Raw genomic sequence first — 20,769 nt, 5'->3', positions numbered from 1 at the left:
TCAGGCGATCAGGCCGGCCTGGCGCAGAGCGGCCAGAACGCGAGGCTGCGCAGCCTCCGACAGGGTGGTCAGGGGCAGGCGGATGCCGTTGGGCATCAGGCCGAGCTGGTGTACCGCCCACTTGACCGGAATCGGGTTGGCTTCGCAGAACAGGTCGCGATGCAGGCCGAGCAGCTTGAAATGGATCTCGCGGGCCTTGGCGATCTCGCCATTGCGGGCGGCAACGCACATTTCGTGCATCAGGCGCGGCGCAACGTTGGCGGTCACCGAGATGTCGCCATGGAAACCGAGGGCGATGGTCGCCACGGCCGTCATGTCGTCGCCGGTGTACAGGCCGAATTCCTTCGGTGCACGGGCGATCAGGTCGCAGGCACGGTCCAGGTTGCCGGTGGCGTCCTTGACGCCGACGATACCCGGCACCTGCGCCAGGCGCAGGATGGTGTCGTTGGACATGTCGGCCACGGTGCGGCCGGGCACGTTGTAGAGCAGGATCGGCAGCTCGACCGCTTCGGCAATCGCCTTGAAATGGCGATACATGCCTTCCTGGGTCGGGCGATTGTAGTAAGGCACCACGGACAGCGACATGTCGGCGCCGGCCTTCTTGGCAAATTCCGTGAGCTCGATCGCTTCCGCCGTCGAATTGCCGCCGGTGCCGGCGATGACCGGGATACGGCCGGCGATGTGCTCGACCGCCACTTTGATCAGTTCGCAATGCTCCTCGACGTTGACGGTCGGCGATTCGCCGGTCGTGCCGACGACGACGACGGCGTCGGTGCCTTCCTGCACGTGGAAGTCGAGCAGCTTGCGGAAGGCGTTCAAATCGAGGCTGCCATCCTCATGCATGGGCGTAACGATGGCGACAATGGATCCGGTAATCATGGCCTGTTATATGAATAAAGTAATTCTTTGATTGTAACTGAAGGCCATTCGCCGCGGAAAGGCGCTTGGTAACAGATTGTTATTTTCTTAACGACCAGTGCAGCCGCCGGTTCGCTACCCGCATCACGCCCGCGCCGAGCACGAGCTCCGGATGACGGTCGGGTGCGGCGGCGAGGAGCTGCCGGGCGAATTCGTCGAGACGGCTGGCGACAGGAACCTGCCAGCCCAGGCTGCGCAGGCGGTGGCGCAGCAGATTCTTCAGCCGCGGGACGCTCAACTGGCGCAAGCCGGCCATCGTGGCCGCCTCACCGTCGCTGACCTGTCGCCAATCCAGCTCGGCCAGCTCGTCGAGCAATTCCGCGGCTTCCGCGAAATTGGCCGCGGCCCGGGCCAGCGAGGACTCGGCCGCCGGAAATCTCCGCCCCAGGCCGACCAGCGCGTCGTGCCGCAGATAATTGCGGGTCAATGCCGTATCGGCATTGCTTTCGTCGGTCACCCAGGACAAGCCGGCAGCGCAGGCATAGGCCTCGATTTCGTCCCTGGAGACATCGAGCAGCGGCCTGAGCAGATCGACACCGCCCGATCTCCGCGCAACCGGAATGCCGGCCGCGCCATTCACGCCGCTCCCGCGCAGCAAATTGAACAACACGGTTTCCGCCTGGTCGCCGCGGTGGTGGGCCAGCAACAGGCAGCCCCGGGCCACTTCCGAGAAGGCCGCATAACGGGCATTGCGGGCAGCCGCCTCGATCCCGAGGCCGGAGGCGCCATCGACCGATACGCGGCGAACGACGAGCGGCACCCCCAGGCTGCGGCAATAGTCGCCGCAAAAGGCCGCCCAGTCATCGGCATTGGGAGACAAGCCGTGATGCACATGGATGGCTTGCAGCTCGCCCTTCCAGCCCGAGCGGACGAGAAGGTGAAGCAGGACGACGGAATCGCAGCCGCCGGACAGCCCCACCGCAAGCGGGGCATCCGGGGCGAGGCGGGCGGCGAGAAAGCTACCGACCCGCTTGGGCAGGTCAGCCGACCGGCTGTTCCTTGAAGCGGCCATAGCTCATCAGCCGCTCGTAGCGCGCCTCCAGCAATTCGCCGGTGGACAGCCCGGAAAGCTGCTTCAGCGCATCCTGCAGGGCCTTCTTGAGGTTCTGCGCCATGACAGCATGATCGCGGTGGGCGCCGCCCAGCGGCTCATTGACCACCTTGTCGACCAGGCCCAGGGTTTTCAGGCGCTGCGCCGTGATGCCCATGGTTTCGGCCGCTTCGGGCGCCTTTTCGGCGCTCTTCCAGAGAATGGACGCGCAACCTTCCGGCGAAATGACCGAATAGGTCGAATATTGCAGCATCTGCACGGTATCGCCGACGGCAATCGCCAGCGCGCCGCCGGAACCGCCTTCGCCGATGATGGTGACGATGACCGGCACCTTGAGTTCGGCCATCACGTACAGGTTGCGGCCAATGGCCTCGGACTGGCCGCGCTCCTCGGCGTCGATGCCGGGGTAGGCGCCCGGCGTGTCGACGAAAGTCATCACCGGGATGCCGAATTTTTCGGCCAGCTTCATCAGGCGCAGGGCCTTGCGATAGCCTTCCGGGCGGGGCATGCCGAAGTTGCGGTAAATCTTTTCCTTGGTATCGCGGCCCTTCTGGTGACCGATGACCATAACCGGCTGGCCGTTGAAACGCGCCAGGCCACCGACAATGGCGTGATCGTCGGCGAACGCGCGGTCACCGTGCAACTCTTCGAAGTCGGTAAAGATCAGCGACAGATAGTCGAGGGTATAGGGACGTTGCGGATGGCGGGCCACCTGCGAAATCTGCCACGGCGTCAGCTTGGCGTAGATATCCTTGGTCAGTTGGGCGCTTTTGCTTTGCAGACGGTCGATTTCTTCGGAGATATCGACAGCGGAGTCATCCTGCACAAAGCGCAACTCTTCGATCTTGGCTTCAAGGTCGGCAATGGATTGCTCGAAGTCGAGGAAACTAGTTTTCATGGACTGCTCGTTTGCTAAGTTGCGGCGCATTTTACCCCAAAGGTACGGCCGCCAACGTTTCAGTACGCCACCGGGAGCGGGTCGAGGCTGCGCCACAAATACCAGGTAGCCACCGAACGCCACGGGCGCCAGCGATCCCCGTATTCCGCGAGGAGTCGCCGAGGCTGCTTCGCACCGTCGAAATAGCGCTCGAAGACGGCACGTTGCAGGCCGATATCGTCAACCGGAAACACATCCGGGCGCATCAGGTTGAAGATCAGGAACATTTCGGCGGTCCACCTGCCGATGCCGCGCACGCCGACCAGTTCCGCGATGATCGCCTCGTCGTCCAGGTCCGCCCAATGCGCGGGACTCAACCGGCCGCTGAGAAAGTGCCGGGCCAGATCGCTCACATACTCGATTTTGCGTTGCGACAAGCCGCAACCCGCCAGCCCCTCCTCGCCCACCTGGGCGAGCTGCCGTGGCGTGATCTCCCCCACCCGTTCGACAAAGCGGGCCCACACGGTGTCGGCCGCCTTGACCGAAATCTGCTGCCCGACGATGGAGCGCGCCAGGGTGGAAAACGGGTCGCCGCGAGACGCCAGCGAAGCGCCTCGATAACGTTTTACCAGCTCGGCCATGAGCGGATCGTTCGCCGCCAGTTCCCCGGCGGCCTGCGTCCAGTAGGGTGGAGTCATGGGGCGATTATACGTTGGCACAACGCCCGCTTTCCGGATCGCATATTTATGCCGACATCGAACACGGAAAGGCATCGGTTTGTTAGTATTGTCAAAAACAATGACGAGCATGCGCCATGAACAATTTGCCTTACGTCTTCATCCACCCGATGCTGGGTTCAGACGACGGCTGGGCCGCCTTCCTTGCCGAACTTCCCAACGGCACGCGCAGCCCGGAACTGCTTTCGCAACTGGCCCATGCGTCGCAATTTGACGAATTCGACCGGCGCCTGCCCTGGTTCTTTCCCGCCGAGAGCAATTGCGGTGCCCTGCAAGACCAGGGAGAGCGCGCGGTGGTCGTGTTTTCCGCCGACATTTCGCCGGACAAACAGGAAACACTGAGCGCACTCGAAAGCCAGCTGCGCAAAGCAAGCCGCAAACTCGCCCTGGCCGCCTGCCCGAACATCAAGCTCCCGGCGAGCGGCACCTGGGACTACCTGCTCATCGACGCCAGCCACGCCCGCAGCCTGCCGCCCTACAACCTGCTGGGCATGGCCAGCCGGACCATGATCGGCATCACCGGGCTGCAAACCCAGAACGATCGCGAGTGGGCCCAGGCCAATGCCTGCAGCTTCTCGACCGGAGAGTACCTGCTGGCCCGCTCCGCCGCGCCGGGCAAGGCCGACATGACCAAGCTCAAGCTGCTCAAGCTGCTGGGCCTGATCGAGGGCGACGCCAGCACCAGCGACCTGGAAGACATCTTCCGCGAGGAATCCAAGCTCTCGTACAGCCTGCTCCGGCTGGTCAATTCGGCCGCCATGTCGCCGCGCAGCCCGATCACCAGCTTCGGCCAGGCGATCAACCTGCTGGGACGCCGGCAACTGCAACGCTGGTTGCAGCTTCTGGTCTATTCCGACCCCAACAATGGCCAGCACCCGACCCCGCTGCTCCCGAAAGCGGCCGCGCGCGGCCGTCTCATCGAACTGTTGAGCGCGCGACTGCCGCTCGACCCGGGGCTCGAAAACCCGGAAGACATGGCATTCATGATCGGCACCTTCTCGCTGCTCGACGTGCTGCTCAACATGCCGATGTCCGACATCCTGAACCAGCTGCCCCTGCCGGAGCCGGCGCGACAGGCGCTGAACGATCATACGGGACCGTTCGGCGAACTCCTGAGCGCGGTTTGCGACGGGGACAAACGCGAACTGGGCCCGGCCGCCGCCAAACTCGAGGCCCTGGGCATATCGCCGGAAACCTACCTGGACGCCCAGCTCACCGCCATCGGCTGGGCCGCCAAGATCCGCCCGGCAAACTGATCAGCCGAAGCGCCCGGACAGGAAGGGATTGAACTGGCGTTCCTCGCCAAAGGTGGACATCGGGCCGTGGCCGGGAATGAACGCGACATCGTCGCCGAGCGGGAAAAGCTGCCCCTTGATCGAGCCGATCAGGGTGTCGTAGTCGCCGCGCGGGAAATCCGTCCGGCCGATGGAGCCCTGGAACAGCACGTCGCCGACCTGCGCCAGACGGCTCGGCGCATGGAAGAAGACCACGTGGCCCGGCGTATGGCCCGGACAGTGCAAGACATCCAGCTCGACCTCGCCAAAAACGACCTTGTCGCCCCCCTTCAACCAGCGCGTCGGCTCGAAGCTGCGCACGTTGGGGAAACCGAACATCTTGCTCTGCTGCGGCATGCCCTCGATCCAGAAACGATCCTCTTCATGCGGCCCTTCGATCGGTACGCCGGTCTGTTCGACCAGGGCGGCCACGCCGCCGGCATGGTCGATATGCCCGTGGGTGACCAGCACCTTGGCCAGCGTCAGCTGTTCGTCTTTCAGCACGCGCTGGATACGCTCGATATCGCCGCCCGGATCGATGACGACGGCCTGACGGGTTTTCTCGCACCAGAAAATGGTGCAATTCTGCTCGAACGGGGTAACCGGGACGACTTGGTAGCGCATGATGATTCGGGAATGTTGGGGCGGAGCAGCATTATGGCATGCCGCCACCCTTGCCCGGCATAGCCAGCCACCTTACACTCCCCCCTGCCAGCACGGAACCGCCCTTCGAAAGCCGACAGACAATGCTTGACCACGCGCTACCCGACATTGACTCCTGGACCCTGCTGTTCAGCAATAACGGGCTACCCATCCTTCGCGTCACCAAGCGCCGGCTGGAGGAGATGCGCGCCGATCTCGACCGCGTCGACGTCCGGGAACTGGCGCATCTGGTCCTGCAGGACCCGATCATGACCGTGCGCGTGCTGGCCTTCATCCAGCCGATGCGCGGACGCTCCCTGCAAAGGGACATCACGACCATCGCCAGCGCGGTGATGATGGCCGGCATAGAACCCTTCTTCAATCGCTTCAGCGAACTGTTCACCATCGAGGAGCAAGTCAAGGAAGCCGGCCCGCAAGCGCTTCTCGGCGTGCTCCAGATCATCCGCCGCGCCCAGCGGGCGGCCGACTACGCCCAGGAATGGGCCATCTGGCGGCAGGACATCAACATGGAGGAGGTTCGGGTCGCGGCGCTGCTCCACGACCTGGCCGAAATGCTGGTGTGGTGCACCGCCCCGAAACTCGGCGTGCGCATCCAGGAACTGGTGAAGGCGAACCCCGGCATGCGCAGCGCCGATGCGCAGAAGCAAATCCTCGGTTTCACCTTCCTGGAAATCCAGCGCGAACTTTGCCGCGTCTGGCACCTGCCGCCGCTGCTCCAGACCCTGATCGACGACGACAACGCCGAGCAGGCACGGGTCCGCAACGCGACCCTGGCGGTACGCCTGGCTCGCCACTCGTCCCATGGCTGGGACAATCCGGCCCTGCCCGACGACTACAAGGATATCGGGCAGTTGCTCAATATCTCGCCGGAAGCCGTGCGCCAGCGCCTCGGCCTGGAGCCCCTGCCGGCCAGGGAAGCCGACGGGCAGAACGAGGAGCGCTAAGCTGCCTCAACCACCGACGCGCGACTCCAGCGCCTCCCAGCGCTCCAGCAGCAGCATCAATTCGTCATCGATGGCGGCCAGGCGCTCGGCGGCCAGCTTCGCGGCTTGCGGATCGGTCTGGTAAATCGAAGGATCCTCTAGGCGTTTGGTCAGATCGGCCTGCTCGCCTTCCAGCGCCGCGATTTTTCCCGGCAGCGCCTCGAGCTCCCGCTGTTCCTTCCAGGACAGCTTGTCGCCCTTCGGCTTGACCGGCTCGGCAGCCTTGGCCGCCGGCTTCGCGTCGGACCGGGCCTTGGCCGCATCCTTCGCCACGCCGGCCTTGTACGCCGCCCAGTCGCTGTAACCGCCGGCATACTCGTGCCAGCGCCCCTCGCCCTCGGCGGCGATGGTTTGGGTCACCACGTTGTCGAGGAAGGTCCGGTCGTGGCTGACCAGGAACAGCGTGCCATCGTAGTTCTGCAGCAGTTCCTCGAGCAGTTCGAGGGTTTCGATGTCGAGGTCGTTGGTCGGTTCGTCGAGAACCAGCACGTTGGCCGGCTTGGCGAACAGGCGGGCGAGCAGCAGGCGGTTGCGCTCGCCGCCGGACAGCGAGCTGACCGGCGAACGGGCGCGCTCCGGGGCGAACAGGAAATCCTCGAGGTAGCCGATGACATGCTTGCGCGCGCCGCCGATCTCGACGTAGTCCGACCCCGGGGAAATCACGTCGGCCAGCGTCGAGTCCGGATTGAGCTGGGTGCGGAACTGGTCGAAGTAGGCGATTTCCATCTTCGTGCCCTGGCGGACGATGCCGGAATCCGGCTGCAGCTCGCCGAGGATCAGGCGCAGCAGCGTCGTCTTGCCGGCACCGTTGGGGCCGATCAGGCCGATTTTGTCGCCGCGCTGGATGCGCGACGAAAAGTCGCGGACGATCTGCCGCGCGCCAAAGGCCTTATCGACGTGCTCCAGTTCGGCGACCAGCTTGCCGCTCTTGTCGCCGGCATCCAGCTGCAGGTTGACCTTGCCCATCCGCTCGCGCCGCGCCTGGCGTTCGGCGCGCAAGCGGTCGAGGCGCTGGACGCGGAAGACGGCGCGCGTGCGCCGGGCCTCGACGCCCTTGCGGATCCATACCTCCTCTTCCTTGAGCAGCTTGTCGGCGCGGGCATTGGCCAGCGACTCCTCGTGCAGCATGGCCTCCTTGCGCTGCTGGTACTGCGTGAAACTGCCGGGGAAGCTGGCCAGCTTGCCGCGGTCGAGTTCGACGATGCGCGTGCACACGCGGTCGAGGAAGGAACGGTCGTGGGTGATGAAGAACAGGCTGACGCCGCTTTCGATGAGCAGGTTCTCCAGCCATTCGATGGCGGCGATGTCGAGATGGTTGGTCGGCTCGTCGAGGAGCAGGACTTCCGGCGCGACGGCCAGCGCCTGGGCCAGTGCCAGGCGTTTCTTCTGGCCGCCGGACAAGGAACCGACGCTCGCTTCGGGATCGAGGCCAAAACGGTCGATGACGCGCTCGGCCTGCGCCTCGTAGGCCCAGGCGCCGCGGGCTTCCAGCTCGTGCTGCAGGGTGTCCATGCGGGCCAGCAAGGCATCGTGATCGCCCTGCCCGTCGGCCAGCTGATGCGACACCGCGTGGTACTCGGCGAGCAATGTCGAGGTCTCGCCCATGCCGGAAACGACCGCCTGGAAAACGTTCATCTGCGGATCGAAGGGCGGCTCCTGCGGCACGTAGCCGACCCGGATGCCGGGCTGCACCCAGACCTCGCCGTCATCCAGCCGCCCCTTGCCCGAGCCGGCCGCCATCGCTGCCAGCAGGGAGGATTTGCCGGTGCCGTTGCGGCCGATCAGGGCCACCCGTTCGCCGGGATCGAGCTGGAAATCGGCATGGTCGAGAAGCGGCACGTGGCCGTAGGCAAGGCAGGCGTCGGAGAGTTTGAGGTAGGGCATGAGTCGCAATGAAAACGGCGCCCCGCAGGGCGCCGCGTTGGGAAGAAGGCAATTTTACAGCCTGCGGGACGATCAGGTGTTGAAGCGCGACAACTGTGCCTGCAGCTCGGCCGCCAGGCGCAAGAGGTTCTGCGCCCGCTCGCTGTTGAGCACGGCCCGGTTGCTGCTGCCCGCCGCCGCCTGGGCAATGGTCTCGACCAGGCGCGCAATCTCCTGGCTGGCCGCGCTTTGCTCCCGGGCGCTGTCGGCAATGCCATGCACGACGTCGACCGTCTCCTGGGCGCGCTGGTCAATGGCTTCGAGGGAATCCCCGGCCTCGCGGGCCATGTCGACGCTGCCGCTCATGTTGGCGCTCAACTCCTGCATACGGCCGACGGCACGCCCGGTCTCGTCGAGGATGGCCGACACGGTGGTGGCGATCTCCTGTGTGGACAGCGAGGTGCGTTCAGCGAGCTTGCGCACTTCGTCGGCCACCACCGCGAAACCCCGGCCCTGCTCGCCGGCCCGCGCCGCCTCGATCGCCGCATTGAGCGCCAGCAGGTTGGTCTGATCGGCGATCTCCCGGATGACGCCGACGACGTTCGAAATCTGCTTCGAGCGCTCGCCCAGGGACTCGATCAAGGCTGCCGACTCGGTGATGTCCGTTGCCACGCGTTCCAGTTCGCCCATGGTGCGATAGACGACATCGCGGCCGGACGCGGTGACCACCTTGGCCTCCTCCGATATCCGGGCGGCATGGTTGGCATTGTCGGCGACCTGCGTGACGCTGACCGACAGCTCCTCGACCGAGGCGGCGATGCCCGACGCCGAGGACGAGGCCTGCGCCGACGACTCGCGGCCTGCACTGGCGGCCTGTTGCAGCTCGTTGGCCGCCGAGCCGACCTGTGCCGAGGTCGCGGAAACGCCCTGCACCAGCGCACGCATGCTGTTCGCCATGTGGTTGAAGGCCTGGCCGATGACATGCACCTCGTTGCGGCTGCCCGGCTCGGCGCCCTGGACGACGGTGCGCAGGTCGCCGCCGGCCATGCGCTCGACTTCCTGGACCATCTGTTTCAACAGGCGCAGGCGGGTGCTGACCAGCACGAAGATCATGGCCGCCAGCAGCAGGGCGGCCAGGACGCTGGCGATCACCAGGGCGTTGCGCAAGGCATGGCTTTCCTCGAGGTATTCGTCCAGCCAGCTGCCGGTCGCCACGGTCCATCCCCATGCCGTCGAGGTCGCCGCGACGACGATCTTGTCGCGCGTCACGCCGGCGCTATCGGCGAATGGGTAGCGGAACACGCCGTTCTTGTTCGCCAGCACCTGCCGCAGCACGTTCTTGGTCGTTTCCGGGATATCGAGTTCGCCGATCTGTTTCTCCTGGAACTTGGGATGCATCACGAACTCGCCGATCCCCTTTTCGTCGGTGGGCCGGGCGATATAGACGTAGCCCGTCTTGCCGGCGACGATAGCCCCGAACTGGTCGCGAATGCGCTTGAGCTCCCGGTCGAGGGAAATACGCACCGAATAGGCCAGCCAGGGCTTGCCGTCCGCGCTCTTGATCTGCCGGACGGTGCTGAAGTTATATTTGCCGCCGCGAATGGCCAGGCCCTGATAGTTTTCGCCGGCCAGCAAGGCCTTGGCAACCGGGTCGCCATCGGCAATCGGCACCCCGTTCATGGGCTTGCCGTCCTTGTCCTTCAACAGGGTCGCCAGCCGATAGACCTTGTTGTCGCGAATCATCAGGAAAGCCGCCTCGCTCCCCGTCAGGTCGCGAAAAGCCTTGAGGACCCGATCGTTGCCGTTGAGCACCTCGTTGCCGAGCCGGATCGCCGGCAAATCGACATCGCCGGTCCTGACCTGCCCGACACTCGCCTCCGGCTGCGCGCCGGCATACTTGAGGAAGAACTGCGCCTCGGCGTCGCCGCGAACCTTGACCGCGTCGTAGAGCGCATCCAGGGTCCCGGCCATCAGCCTGGCCTCGTTTTCCAGGTTGCGCTCGGTCACCGCGATGGCCGCGCTATCCGCCTTGTTCTGGACGATCAGCGTCAATGCGGAAAAGACAACGACCAGCGCGGCGATCGTCGCCATGATCAGCTGCTGTGCTATCGGACGCCTTGCGAAAGCGGTCATCATGTCTCCCAGCCTTCCCTTTTGTATTGTTGCGGACCAATCTATCACATTGCCCCCGGCACCGGTACAATGCGCACCTTCGACGCGTCTCCATAGTTAAATGGATATAACGGCTCCCTCCTAAGGAGCAGTTCCTGGTTCGATTCCGGGTGGGGACGCCACTTCAAAAGCGCCACGCCATGCGGAAATCCGGAAAAACACCCCGCCACCCCGTAGATATCAGCGAAGAAGACGGCGTGCGCTACCTGCACTTCGGCTCTGACTGGGTGCAGGGCGCCATGCGCATCGCCCGCCCGTGGTCGCTGGAACTGGCCTACACCCGCGAGATGATGGCCGGCCTGCTGCTCCGCCCCGCCGCCAACTGGCCGAAAACCGCCCTGCTGGTTGGCCTGGGCGCCGGCTCGCTGGCCAAGTTCATCCATCGCAATCTGCCGAACTGCCGGATCACCGCCATCGAGATCAACCCGCAGGTCGAATTCATCGCCAGCCAGTATTTCCGGCTGCCGGTCGATCCGCAACGGCTCGACGTGGTGATTGGCTGCGGCGCCGACTACATGCTCGGCGGCACGAGCAGCTTCGACTACATCCTGGTCGATGGCTTCGACCCGGAGGCGCGCACCGGCCCGCTGGACACCTTGCCGTTCTACCAGGCCTGCCGCGCCCGCCTCGGTCAAAAAGGCATCCTGGCCGTCAATCTCCTCGGCCGCGACAAGACCTTCGCGGCCAGCGTCGAACGCCTGAAACAGGCATTCGACGGGCGCCTCGCCGTTTTTCCGTCGTGCGACAGCGGCAACACCATCGCCTTCGCCACCGGCGGCGACCCGGTCGACGTGTCGCTGGACGAGATGCGCGCCGCCGCGACGCAGCTCAAGAAGGATACGCGCCTCGACCTGCTGCCGACGCTGACCCGCCTGCAATTATCAAATCCATTGCCAGAAGGGCGTTTGTGCTTTTGATTTCCCCTATTTCTTTATTTTGAAGAATTTCTGGGCTATAAAGAGAACAGGCACTCCACCCATAACAACGACAAGGCGGCTTACACCAATAACAAGCAGGCAAAAACCCTGACTTCTTATTCCGCATTGAAGGAGGTGCCCATGCTGTCTATTCAGGATGTGCTGGACTATTGCGATCTCGACCGTGGCGAGATCGAGGCCATCGCCGAGCACGAGCATGTTCCCATGACCATTGCCGCCGAGATCAGCGAAGTGCTGCTATGCACGCCCGAAGGCGTCTGCCAGCTGCATGTGATGTTCCTGGAAAACATGCGCAACGCCTACGATCGTGGCGACATGCTACATCTCCAGGATCTGGCCGAATCCTACCAGCACCTGCAGCGCTCGCATCCGCTGCCATCCTGCCACTGAGAGGCGCGCCCGCGCGGCGCGCAGGAAAACTGGCCGCTCAGCGGCCGTGTCCGTAGCCGTTTTCGACGGCGTAGAGCGCCACCTGGACGCGGCTGCTCATGTTCAGCTTCTTGAAGATGTTCTGGACATGAATCTTGACCGTGCTTTCGGCCAGGTCAAGCTTGCGGGCGATTTCCTTGTTGCTTTCGCCCTGGGCCAGCGCAGCCAGGATATCGCGCTCGCGCGGTGAAAAGCGGTCGCGCTCGACCTGCGACGCGTCGGCCTTGGGGGGATTGCGCACCCCCTGGATCAGCTTGGCCGTCATCTGCTGAGAAACGACGGACTCCCCTTGCGCCGCCTTGCGAATGGCGTCGATCAGCGTATCAGTCTCGATGTTCTTGAGCAGGTAACCGCTGGCGCCGGCGCGCAGCGCATCCATCAGGTCCTGCGCATCCTCGGAGACGGTCAGCATCAGCACATGGACGTCGGGCATTTCCTCGCTGATGACCTTGACCGCCTCGAGCCCGGAGACGCCGGGCATGTGCAGGTCGAGCAGCGCCACGTCCGGCTTCAGGGAACGCACCCGCTTGATGCCTTCCAGCCCGTCGCCGGCCTCGCCGACGACCTCGAAGGCGTCGTTGCGCTGCAACAGCGACTTGATGCCACTACGGAACAAGGTATGGTCATCGACCAGCAATACCCGGATCTTCTCGCTCATTTCAGACTGTCTCCCTGTTTTCTTTCGGCAGGCTGAGGGTTACGCAGGCCCCCGCCCCCGGTTGTGATGCTACCTGACATTCGGCGCCAATGCGGTGCGCGCGCTCGCGCATGATCTTCAAGCCGACATGGCGGTCCGACAGGCAATTCGGATCGGTTTGCGGATCGAAGCCGACGCCGTCGTCCTGGATCGTGATCCGGCTGCGCGCCATGTCCTGGTCGACCACGACGCGAACCTGGCTGGCCTTGGCGTGCTTGCGAATGTTGGACAACGATTCCTGCACGATATGCATGATCTGGATCTCGTCGGTCGGCGCCATCGGGACCATCGCCCCGCGCCGGTCGAATGCGGTCCTGATCCCGGTCTGCCCCTCGAACTTTTCCAGCGCGGCGTTGATCGCCGAATCGAGGTCGGACTGATGCACCCGGGTCCGGAAATGGACCAGCAACTCGCGTACGTCGTCGTAGCTTTCCTGCACCCCTTCGCGCAGCTGCCCGGCGGTCTGCATCGCCTCGTCGGCGCGCCCCTTGCGCAGCGAATCCTGCAGCAACTGCACCTGGATATTGAGGAATGCCAGGCCCTGGGCGATGGAGTCGTGCAGTTCCTGCGCCAGCAGGTTGCGCTCCTCGGACACCGCGAGCTCCTTTTCGCGCGACTTCAGGCGCTGGTTCTCGATCGCCACGCCGAGGTGGTGGCCGAGCGTCTCGAGCAGGTGCATCTCCTGCTCCGACAAGGCCTGCGGCCGGCGGAAATAAAGGTTGTAGACCCCGATGCGCTGCTTGTCGCACAGGATGCTGAAGGCGGTGGCCGTCGCGAATCCCTCGCGGATGCAGGTGCGCAGGCGCATGCTCTCCGGCGGATTGGCCGTCGCGAAGGCCGCCGCCTGGCTGGTCTGGAACACGTCGCCGCACAGGCAGTCGCCGCAATTGATCTGCCCTTCGCTGGCGACGAACTCCGCCGACAGGCCGTCGTGGGTCATCAGGTAAAGCTTTTCGGTTTGCGGCAGGTACAGCCGCACCGCGCCCGCATCGGCGCCCAGGGTCGTCTTGATGCGCTCGAGAAAGCCTTCGCACAAGGCTTCCAGCGGCGCCGGCTCGGTCAGGAAGGTGGTCATGCCGTAGAGGATGCCCAGTTCGCGATTGCGCTGCGCCAGACGGCTGGTTTCGGCTTCGACGCGATGCTCCAGCGAATCATGGACGGTCTCCAGATGCTCCGCCATCTGGTTGAAGCCGCCGGCCAGCGCGCCCAGCTCGTCGTCGCTGGCCACCGGCACGCGAACCGTCAGGTCGTTGCCGGTCATGCGCTGCATGCCGGCATGCAGGATGCCCACCGGCCGGATGACCAGGCGGTCGAAGTAGCGGATCAGCAGGACGGTGCCGAGGATGGCGAACAACACCAGCGCGGCCTGGACGCTGCGCAGGAAATTGGTGTCGTAGGCATAGCTGCGCTCCATGGCGAGCACCAGCTCGTTGATGCCGCTGACGAAAGCTTCGAGTTCCTGGTCGAAACGGTCGGTAATCCGCTCCCGCTCCGCGCGGTCACTCGCCAGATAGCTGGCGACCAGGGGACGAACGGTCGCCTGCCAGGCCTCGCCGACCTCGGACAGTCGCGCCTGGACCTCGCGATTTCTCGGTTGCGCCAGGGGACGCGCCGGGTCGCCCAGCTGCAGGTCGCGTAGCACCTTCTCGAAACGCTCCAGCTCGTCGCCCAGGGCGCCGGCAATTTGCGCCTCCTGCGCCTTGACCTCCAGCCCGCGCGCCATCAGGTGGCCGATGCGATAGCTGCGCATGCGCTGGCTGCCGGCGTCGTTGATGGCCGCGGCAACGCCTTCCAGTTGCCAGGAAATGAGCAGGGTGAGGCCGATGGCGACGGTGGCGACGGCGAAGAACACCACCAGCATGCCGACGATCTTGCGCGAAAGCTTGCCCGAATTGGCCAGCATCAATCAATGTCCGTATTCAAAACCTTCGAACCATAGCGCCGCCGTGGGGTAAACGCAAAGGGATGGATCAAGAAAAAAGCCCACCATTTTACCGGTGGGCAAAAGTCGCCGTGGAGAGAGCGCAGCGACGATGGAAGAGATCGCGCTCAGGCCGCTTCTTTTTCGACGTGCGCCTGCTTTTCGTAGAGGAACTCGAGGACCGCGGCGCGGTAGCCGATGTAGGCCGGATCGTGCGCCAGCGTCAGGCGGTCGCGCGGACGCGGCAGCTCGACGTGGAGCACCTCGCCGATGGTCGCCGCCGGGCCGTTGGTCATCATCACGATCTTGTCGGAGAGCAGCACGGCCTCGTCGACATCGTGGGTGACCATGACGACGGTAGCCCTGGTCTTCTCGCAGATCTTCATCAGCTCGTCCTGCAGCTTGGCGCGGGTCAGTGCGTCGAGCGCGCCGAAAGGCTCGTCCATCAGCAGCACCTTGGGTTCCATGGACAGGGCGCGGGCGATGCCGACGCGCTGCTTCATGCCGCCGGAGATTTCGTGCGGATACTTGTGCGCCGCATGGCCGAGGCCGACCAGCTCGATGGCGGCCTGGGTGCGCGCCTTGAGCTTGGGCTTGCCCTCCTTGGCGCTGAACACCCGCTCGACGGCCAGGTAGATGTTCTCGAAGCAGGTCAGCCAAGGCAGCAGGCTGTGGTTCTGGAAGACCACCGCCCGCTCCGGGCCGGGGCCGGCGATTTCCCGCCCGTCGCAGAGCAGCACGCCGGTGGTGGGCTTGGTCAGGCCGGCGATCAGGTTGAGCAGCGTGGATTTGCCGCAGCCGGAGTGGCCGATCAGGGCGATGAACTCCCCCTGGGCGATGTTGAGGTCGATGTCGCGCAGGGCGACGAACTTGCCTTTCTTGGTGTCGAAGGTCTGGCCGACACGCTCGATACGGACGAACTTTTCCATGATGGGGCTCCTTACGACGCTTCTTTGGTGAGTTTCCGGGCCAGCAGGATCAGCGCCTGCTCGAGGATCAAGCCGACGATGCCGATGACGAAGATGGCGATGATGATGTGCTCGACCTTCAGGTTGTTCCATTCGTCCCACACCCAGAAGCCGATGCCGACGCCGCCGGTGAGCATTTCGGCGGCGACGATGACCAGCCAGGCGGTGCCGATGGACAGGCGGATGCCGGTCAGCATGTAGGGCAGCACGGCCGGGAAGAGGATCTTGGTGACGATTTTCCACTCCGACAGCGCCAGCACGCGGGCGACGTTGAGGTAATCCTGCGGCACGCGCTGCACGCCCTGGGCGGTGTTCATGATCATCGGCCAGATCGAGCAGATGAAGATGGTGTAGGTCGCCGCCGGGTCGGCCTTCTTGAACACCAGGAGGCCAATGGGCAGCCAGGCCAGCGGCGACACCGGACGGAGCAGGCTGATGATCGGATTGACCATGGCCGACAGGAAGGCCGAGCGGCCGAGGATGAAGCCGAGCGGAATGCCGACCAGCGCGGCGAAGCCGAAGCCGATGGCGACGCGCTGCAGCGAGGACAGCACGTTCCAGCCGATGCCCTGGTCGTTCGGACCGTTGCGGTAGAACGGGTCGGAGAACAGCGCCACGGCGGCCTCCCAGACCTGGGCCGGACCGGGAATGCTGCCGCCCTTGTGGGTGGCGACGTGCCAGATGCCGATCAGCACCAGCAGGCCGAGCAGCGGCGGCAGGGCGGCACGGAAGAAGGCACCGATTTTCTCGCCGAGCGGCACGCCGGCCGGCTGGGTTGCTGTCTTTTCCATTTTCTTTTCCTTGACCGGCTCTGCAGCGGGGGCGGCGACCGGTTTGCTGTTTATGGCGAGTTCGGCGGGATTTTCCGCGCGGTACTCGTTGCTCATCGTCATTGCGCTCATGGTTTTCTCCTCAAGCATTCATTTCCGCCGCCACGCCCGGGCTGGCCGGGCATGGCGGGCAGGCATCTCAAGCCTTGACCTTGAAACCGTCGGCATACTTGGCCGGGTCCTTGCCATCCCAGACCACGCCGTCGATCAGCTTGCTCGAGCGCATCTCGCTCTTGGGCAGCGCGACGCCGGCGGCGGCGGCGCCCTGCTTGTAGATGTCGATGCGGTTGACCTTCTTTGCCACCTCGAGGTAGTTCGGATGGTCCTTGAGCAGGCCCCAGCGCTTGTGCTGGGTCATGAACCACATGCCGTCGGAGAGGTAGGGGAAGTTCACCGCGCCGTCGTTGAAGAACTTCATGTGGTTCTTGTCGTCCCAGCTCTTGCCCAGGCCGTTCTGGTAGCGGCCGAGCATGCGCGCCACGATGACCTCGGTGTCGGTGTTGACGTAGGCCTTGCTGGCGATGGTCTCGGCCGTCTTCTGCTTGTTGGCCAGCGAGGCGTCGATCCACTTGCCGGCGTCGAGGATGGCGGCGACCACGGCACGCGCGGTGTTCGGGTTCTTCTGCACCCACTCGGCGGTGGTGCCGAGCACCTTTTCCGGGTGGTCGGTCCAGATGTCCTGCGTCGTCGTCGCGGTAAAGCCGATGTTGTCCATGATCGCGCGGTTGTTCCACGGCTCGCCGACGCAGTAGCCGTCCATGTTGCCGACGCGCATGTTGGCGACCATCTGCGGCGGCGGCACGGTGATGGTCTTGACGTCCTTGAGCGGATTGACGCCCTGTGCCGCCAGCCAGTAGTACAGCCACATGGCGTGGGTGCCGGTCGGGAAGGTCTGGGCGAAGGTGTATTCCTTCTCCTTCTTGGCGATCAGCTTGGCCAGGCTGGGGCCGTCGATGGCGCCCTTGTCCTTCATCTGGTTGGACAGCGTGATGGCCTGGCCGTTGGTGTTCAGGGTCATCAGGCTGGCCATGTCCTTCTTGGGGCCGCCGACGCCCATCTGCACGCCGTAGATCAGGCCGTAGAGCACGTGGGCGGCATCGATTTCGCCGTTGACCATCTTGTCGCGCACGGCGGCCCAGGAAGCCTCCTTGGTCGGGATGATCTTGATGCCGTACTTCTCGTCGAACTTCATGACCGACGCCATGACGACGGAAGCGCAATCGGTCAGCGGGATGAAGCCGATGCGGACTTCCTTCTTTTCGGGGGCGTCGGAACCAGCGGCCCAGGCACCGCTGCGAACGCCGGGGGGGACCATGGCCATCAGAGAGGCTCCCAGGGCAGTTGAAACGAAATCACGACGTGACAGAGACGGTTTGCCAGCGACGGCATCCAGCGGGGCCAGTTTCTTCTCTTCCATTGCTTGCTCCTTGATTACTCGAATCGAAAAACAAAACGGGCGTCGCATCCGTACCGCCGATCGGCAGCATGGATGGACGCCCTTGTCCTTGAACCGGACCTTCCGGTTCTCGCCCGATCGCCATTGACCGGGCTTTTAAAAGGACTATTGCAATGGCCGTGCCAGGCCTAGTTATTTAGAACTAGTCAAAAATATCTAGTTTGTTTTCAGTGACTTGGCTGGCGGATTTTTGATCGGCGCCTTGGCGGCGCCATGCACTATTGCAGTGCAGCAAGCCAAAATGCCGCACTGCCTTAGAGCAGCACCCGCGCCATGTCGATGACGTCGCGCGCCACCCTGGCCATGGTCTGGCCGCGCTCCATCGCCAGCTTGCGCATGGCGTGGTAGGCCGCATCCTCGTCGAGGCCGCGCGCCTTCATCAGCACGCCCTTGGCCTTGTCGACCAGTTTGCGGTCGGACAGCTTCTGGGAGATTTCATCCAGTTCGCGGCGCAGCGCCTGGGTATCCTCGAAACGCGCCCGCGCCACCTCGACGATGGGCTTGATGCGCTTCGGGTCGAGGCCATCGACGATATACGCCGAAACGCCCGCCTTGACGGCATCGCGGATGGTTTCCTGGCCGTCTTCCTGGGTAAAGATGACGACCGGGCGCGGCATGTCCTTGTTCATGGCGGCCAGGTTTTCCAGCGTGTCGCGGCTGGGCGAGTCGGTGTCGATCAGGATGACGTCGGGCTGAAGTTTTTCGACTTCGGCCGTCAGGTTGTCGGCGCCGGCCAGGATGGCGGCGACCTGATAGCCGGCAAGGGCCAGCCCGGCGCAGATTTCGCCGGCCCGGGCCCTGGATTCATCGATGACGAGTACGGTAAGCATGCCGCTTACTCAGCAAGTTGCAGGCCAGCCTCCGCCAGGGCCGCCGCTGCCATGGCCTGGACGACGGACTCATGGGCGCCGATGGCATCGCCCAGCACGAACTCGACGCCGGGATGGGCAAGCCGCAAGGCGGCCAGCAGGTCCGGCACGTCGCGCTTGAGGTGACCGCCCCGGGCGATGAACATCGGCATCACCACGATTTTCTCCACGCCGTCGCCGATCAGGCCGGCGATGCAGTCGCCCAGGGTCGGCGCAATGAACTCCAGGAAGGCCAGCTCGACCCGGGTCGCCGGCTGCAGCTGGCGAACGGCCGCCTGGACCCGGCGCATCGGATCGGCCCACTCGGGATCGCGGGCGCCGTGGGCAAAGAGGATGAGGGCAGTGTTCATGTCGCGGACTTTACCGCAACAGGATCAGCAGCAACACAAAATTGATCGCCAACGATACCGCGGCGACCGTTTTCCACAGCTTGAGCGGGTTGCGCTGGATCAGCGCCTGGCGTCCCGGCGCCGCGATCGGCCGCGCCGCCCCCCGCTCCAGCGCCAGGATGAACTCCTCGGCGGTTTCGAAGCGGTCCTTCGCCTCCCGGGCCACCGCCTTGAGCAGGATGTTCTCCAGCCAGCCGGGAATTTCCGGCCGCCAGCGCGTCGGGCGGGCCGGCTCGCCGAAGCTCGGCGTCTGGAAGGGCTCGATCTCGCCGTAGGGATACTTGCGGGTCAGCAGGTGATACAGGCTGACGCCGGCCGCATAGAGGTCGTGGCCGAAGGCCGGCTCCGGGTTGGCGAACAGCTCCGGCGCCATGTAGGAGGGCGTGCCGGCCTGTCCGATCGGATCGCCCGCCTTGCGTTCGGCCAGGCTGACGGCGACCCCCAGGTCGAGGATGCGCAGCACGCCGTCCTGCCCGAGGTGCACGTTGTCGGTCTTGATGTCGCGATGCACGATGTCGAGCCGGTGCAAGGCGGCAATCGCCTTGAGCAGCGCGATCCCCAGGCGCACCACCTCGCCCACCGGGAAATGCTGGTCGCCATCCAAGCGCGCCTGCAGCGTCGCGCCGGGATGCCAGGTCATCAGGTAGTACAGGCAACTGCGCTGATCGGCCGGCAGCACCTGCGGGAAGAACGGCGACACCACGCGCCTGGCCCGCCACTCCTCCATCAGCAGGGCGGCGGTTGCCTCGGGGTCGCCCACCATCGCCGGCTGCAGGGTCTTCAGCACCAGCTGCTGGCCGTTGCGCGGATTGCGTACCCGGTAGAGCAGCGTTTCGCGCGAATCGTGCAGCACCTCCTCGACGACCAGGCCGTCGAGTTCGTGGCCCGGCTTGAGGCGGCCGGGCAACGGCAGGCTGGCCGCCCCCTCCAGGCTGTCGCGCAGGCTGGCCGGCGGCAGCGCCAGCACGTCGACCACCACGGCCGAGGCATTGTCGTGGCCGCCATTGGCGATGGCCAGGCTGGTCAAGGCCGCGGCCGCCGCCTGCGGCTCAGGGTGATCGAGCAACACATCGGCCATCAGGGCGTCGGGCAGCACGCCCCAGACGCCGTCGGAAACGAGCAGGAAGCGGTCGTGCAGCGCCAGTTCGCCGTCGGCGAAATCCATCAGCACGCGCGGATCGAGGCCGATGGCCCGCGACAGCACGTTGTTCAGCTCCGGGTGTTCCCAGGTGTGATCGACCGTCAGCTGATGCAGCAGCCCGTCCTGCAGGCGATAGATGCGCGAATCGCCGATGTGCGCCGTATAGAAGCGCCGGCCGCGCAGCACCACCGCCGACAGCGTGGTGGCCATGCCGGCCAGTTCGGCATTGCGGCTGCCTTCGGCGATCACCCAGCGGTTGAGCGCCGTGGTGACGGTTTCGACGGCGCGCGGGATGCTCCAGGTATCCGGCGTCGCGAAGTAGTCGGCGAGCAGGCCGCGCACCGTGTATTCCGCCGCCTCGCGCCCGCCCTTGTGGCCGCCGATGCCGTCGGCCACGGCGGCAATGACGCCCTTGTTTTCGAGCTCCAGGCCTTCCGGCGTGGCCACCCCGCAATAATCCTCGTTCCGCTCGCGCGGCCCGGTCAGTGAAGCGTGTCCAACGGCAATTTGCAGGGGCATTTTTAGAATCCAGGATTTGGAGTCGAGGATCGAGTGAGCGGGTTTTTGCTCGATCCTCGGCCCTCGATCCTAAC

Annotated in this window: 19 protein-coding genes and 1 tRNA gene; 5 read left to right on the top strand and 15 right to left on the bottom strand. The window is 64.8% G+C overall.

What is annotated here, in order from left to right; genetic code table 11:
- From dapA to Q0P59_RS01875, 4 genes are all read right to left on the bottom strand, one after another.
- Positions 1-879 (bottom strand): 4-hydroxy-tetrahydrodipicolinate synthase, encoded by an 879-nt coding sequence (gene dapA, locus Q0P59_RS01890; protein WP_295002915.1) that lies wholly within the window; start codon positions 877-879, stop codon positions 1-3.
- Positions 880-958: 79 nt separating this feature from the next.
- On the bottom strand, positions 959-1,930 hold the full coding sequence (tilS, locus tag Q0P59_RS01885; RefSeq protein WP_295002912.1) for a tRNA lysidine(34) synthetase TilS: 972 nt from the start codon (positions 1,928-1,930) through the stop codon (positions 959-961).
- A complete protein-coding gene (locus Q0P59_RS01880; RefSeq protein WP_295002910.1) occupies positions 1,899-2,867 on the bottom strand; it encodes an acetyl-CoA carboxylase carboxyltransferase subunit alpha in 969 nt (322 codons plus the stop codon). The genes tilS and Q0P59_RS01880 overlap by 32 nt, the downstream gene beginning before the upstream one ends.
- Before the next feature lie 59 nt (positions 2,868-2,926).
- Positions 2,927-3,544, bottom strand: coding sequence for a DNA-3-methyladenine glycosylase (locus Q0P59_RS01875; protein ID WP_295002909.1), 618 nt, complete (start codon positions 3,542-3,544; stop codon positions 2,927-2,929).
- A 116-nt stretch (positions 3,545-3,660) separates the two neighbouring features.
- On the opposite strand from Q0P59_RS01875, the gene Q0P59_RS01870 reads away from it, so the two are divergent.
- Positions 3,661-4,839: an HDOD domain-containing protein gene (locus tag Q0P59_RS01870; protein WP_295002906.1), complete on the top strand. Its 1,179-nt coding sequence runs from the start codon at positions 3,661-3,663 to the stop codon at positions 4,837-4,839.
- Here Q0P59_RS01870 and Q0P59_RS01865 read toward each other — a convergent pair whose 3' ends face one another.
- A complete protein-coding gene (locus Q0P59_RS01865; protein WP_295003194.1) occupies positions 4,840-5,484 on the bottom strand; it encodes an MBL fold metallo-hydrolase in 645 nt (214 codons plus the stop codon).
- A gap of 119 nt (positions 5,485-5,603) precedes the next feature.
- On the opposite strand from Q0P59_RS01865, the gene Q0P59_RS01860 reads away from it, so the two are divergent.
- Entirely contained in the window at positions 5,604-6,464 is an 861-nt protein-coding gene (locus Q0P59_RS01860; RefSeq protein WP_295002903.1) for an HDOD domain-containing protein, read from the top strand.
- 6 nt (positions 6,465-6,470) lie between these two features.
- On the opposite strand, the gene Q0P59_RS01855 is transcribed toward Q0P59_RS01860, so the two are convergent.
- Complete coding sequence (locus Q0P59_RS01855) at positions 6,471-8,387, bottom strand: ATP-binding cassette domain-containing protein (protein ID WP_295002901.1); 1,917 nt, start codon at positions 8,385-8,387, stop codon at positions 6,471-6,473.
- A 72-nt stretch (positions 8,388-8,459) separates the two neighbouring features.
- A complete protein-coding gene (locus Q0P59_RS01850; protein ID WP_295002898.1) occupies positions 8,460-10,457 on the bottom strand; it encodes a Cache 3/Cache 2 fusion domain-containing protein in 1,998 nt (665 codons plus the stop codon).
- Between the two features lie 128 nt (positions 10,458-10,585).
- On the opposite strand from Q0P59_RS01850, the gene Q0P59_RS01845 reads away from it, so the two are divergent.
- From Q0P59_RS01845 to Q0P59_RS01835, 3 genes are all read left to right on the top strand, one after another.
- Positions 10,586-10,660, top strand: a tRNA-Arg gene (locus tag Q0P59_RS01845).
- 18 nt (positions 10,661-10,678) lie between these two features.
- Positions 10,679-11,455: a spermidine synthase gene (locus tag Q0P59_RS01840; RefSeq protein ID WP_295002896.1), complete on the top strand. Its 777-nt coding sequence runs from the start codon at positions 10,679-10,681 to the stop codon at positions 11,453-11,455.
- Between the two features lie 141 nt (positions 11,456-11,596).
- Positions 11,597-11,866, top strand: coding sequence for a hypothetical protein (locus Q0P59_RS01835; protein WP_295002894.1), 270 nt, complete (start codon positions 11,597-11,599; stop codon positions 11,864-11,866).
- A 37-nt stretch (positions 11,867-11,903) separates the two neighbouring features.
- Here Q0P59_RS01835 and Q0P59_RS01830 read toward each other — a convergent pair whose 3' ends face one another.
- The 8 genes from Q0P59_RS01830 to Q0P59_RS01795 form a co-directional block, all read right to left on the bottom strand.
- Positions 11,904-12,563 carry a response regulator transcription factor gene (locus Q0P59_RS01830; protein WP_295002892.1) on the bottom strand — a complete coding sequence of 220 codons (660 nt, stop codon included), beginning with the start codon at positions 12,561-12,563 and terminating at the stop codon, positions 11,904-11,906.
- Position 12,564: 1 nt separating this feature from the next.
- Positions 12,565-14,505, bottom strand: a complete 1,941-nt coding sequence (locus Q0P59_RS01825) for a type IV pili methyl-accepting chemotaxis transducer N-terminal domain-containing protein (RefSeq protein WP_295002890.1) — start codon at positions 14,503-14,505, stop codon at positions 12,565-12,567.
- Between the two features lie 146 nt (positions 14,506-14,651).
- The gene (locus Q0P59_RS01820; protein ID WP_295002888.1) at positions 14,652-15,452 is read right to left on the bottom strand and encodes an ABC transporter ATP-binding protein; all 801 of its coding nucleotides are present in this window, start codon (positions 15,450-15,452) and stop codon (positions 14,652-14,654) included.
- 11 nt (positions 15,453-15,463) lie between these two features.
- A complete protein-coding gene (gene ntrB / locus Q0P59_RS01815; RefSeq protein WP_295002886.1) occupies positions 15,464-16,393 on the bottom strand; it encodes a nitrate ABC transporter permease in 930 nt (309 codons plus the stop codon).
- Positions 16,394-16,460: 67 nt separating this feature from the next.
- Positions 16,461-17,642: a CmpA/NrtA family ABC transporter substrate-binding protein gene (locus Q0P59_RS01810; RefSeq protein WP_295002884.1), complete on the bottom strand. Its 1,182-nt coding sequence runs from the start codon at positions 17,640-17,642 to the stop codon at positions 16,461-16,463.
- A gap of 389 nt (positions 17,643-18,031) precedes the next feature.
- Positions 18,032-18,607, bottom strand: a complete 576-nt coding sequence (locus Q0P59_RS01805; protein WP_295002882.1) for an ANTAR domain-containing protein — start codon at positions 18,605-18,607, stop codon at positions 18,032-18,034.
- A gap of 5 nt (positions 18,608-18,612) precedes the next feature.
- Positions 18,613-18,996 (bottom strand): CbiX/SirB N-terminal domain-containing protein, encoded by a 384-nt coding sequence (locus tag Q0P59_RS01800; protein ID WP_295002880.1) that lies wholly within the window; start codon positions 18,994-18,996, stop codon positions 18,613-18,615.
- 10 nt (positions 18,997-19,006) lie between these two features.
- Positions 19,007-20,695 (bottom strand): bifunctional protein-serine/threonine kinase/phosphatase, encoded by a 1,689-nt coding sequence (locus Q0P59_RS01795; RefSeq protein ID WP_295002878.1) that lies wholly within the window; start codon positions 20,693-20,695, stop codon positions 19,007-19,009.
- Positions 20,696-20,769: the final 74 nt, after the last annotated feature.

This window comes from uncultured Dechloromonas sp. (assembly GCF_945957265.1).
In the GTDB taxonomy this organism is placed as follows: domain Bacteria; phylum Pseudomonadota; class Gammaproteobacteria; order Burkholderiales; family Rhodocyclaceae; genus Azonexus.
This window is presented reverse-complemented; position numbering and strand designations above follow the sequence as displayed.

Bases quoted from the DNA above. Each gene is read 5' to 3' on its own strand.
- Q0P59_RS01855 (WP_295002901.1), bottom strand. From the start codon at position 8,387: ATGCCCTACCTCAAACTCTCCGACGCCTGCCTTGCCTACGGCCACGTG.
- tilS (WP_295002912.1), bottom strand. From the start codon at position 1,930: ATGGCCGCTTCAAGGAACAGCCGGTCGGCTGACCTGCCCAAGCGGGTC.
- Q0P59_RS01805 (WP_295002882.1), bottom strand. From the start codon at position 18,607: ATGCTTACCGTACTCGTCATCGATGAATCCAGGGCCCGGGCCGGCGAA.
- Q0P59_RS01870 (WP_295002906.1), top strand. From the start codon at position 3,661: ATGAACAATTTGCCTTACGTCTTCATCCACCCGATGCTGGGTTCAGAC.
- Q0P59_RS01860 (WP_295002903.1), top strand. From the start codon at position 5,604: ATGCTTGACCACGCGCTACCCGACATTGACTCCTGGACCCTGCTGTTC.
- ntrB (WP_295002886.1), bottom strand. From the start codon at position 16,393: ATGAGCGCAATGACGATGAGCAACGAGTACCGCGCGGAAAATCCCGCC.
- Q0P59_RS01820 (WP_295002888.1), bottom strand. From the start codon at position 15,452: ATGGAAAAGTTCGTCCGTATCGAGCGTGTCGGCCAGACCTTCGACACC.
- Q0P59_RS01795 (WP_295002878.1), bottom strand. From the start codon at position 20,695: ATGCCCCTGCAAATTGCCGTTGGACACGCTTCACTGACCGGGCCGCGC.
- Q0P59_RS01875 (WP_295002909.1), bottom strand. From the start codon at position 3,544: ATGACTCCACCCTACTGGACGCAGGCCGCCGGGGAACTGGCGGCGAAC.
- dapA (WP_295002915.1), bottom strand. From the start codon at position 879: ATGATTACCGGATCCATTGTCGCCATCGTTACGCCCATGCATGAGGAT.
- Q0P59_RS01835 (WP_295002894.1), top strand. From the start codon at position 11,597: ATGCTGTCTATTCAGGATGTGCTGGACTATTGCGATCTCGACCGTGGC.
- Q0P59_RS01800 (WP_295002880.1), bottom strand. From the start codon at position 18,996: ATGAACACTGCCCTCATCCTCTTTGCCCACGGCGCCCGCGATCCCGAG.
- Q0P59_RS01880 (WP_295002910.1), bottom strand. From the start codon at position 2,867: ATGAAAACTAGTTTCCTCGACTTCGAGCAATCCATTGCCGACCTTGAA.
- Q0P59_RS01810 (WP_295002884.1), bottom strand. From the start codon at position 17,642: ATGGCCATGGTCCCCCCCGGCGTTCGCAGCGGTGCCTGGGCCGCTGGT.
- Q0P59_RS01850 (WP_295002898.1), bottom strand. From the start codon at position 10,457: ATGGCGACGATCGCCGCGCTGGTCGTTGTCTTTTCCGCATTGACGCTG.
- Q0P59_RS01840 (WP_295002896.1), top strand. From the start codon at position 10,679: ATGCGGAAATCCGGAAAAACACCCCGCCACCCCGTAGATATCAGCGAA.
- Q0P59_RS01825 (WP_295002890.1), bottom strand. From the start codon at position 14,505: ATGCTGGCCAATTCGGGCAAGCTTTCGCGCAAGATCGTCGGCATGCTG.
- Q0P59_RS01830 (WP_295002892.1), bottom strand. From the start codon at position 12,563: ATGAGCGAGAAGATCCGGGTATTGCTGGTCGATGACCATACCTTGTTC.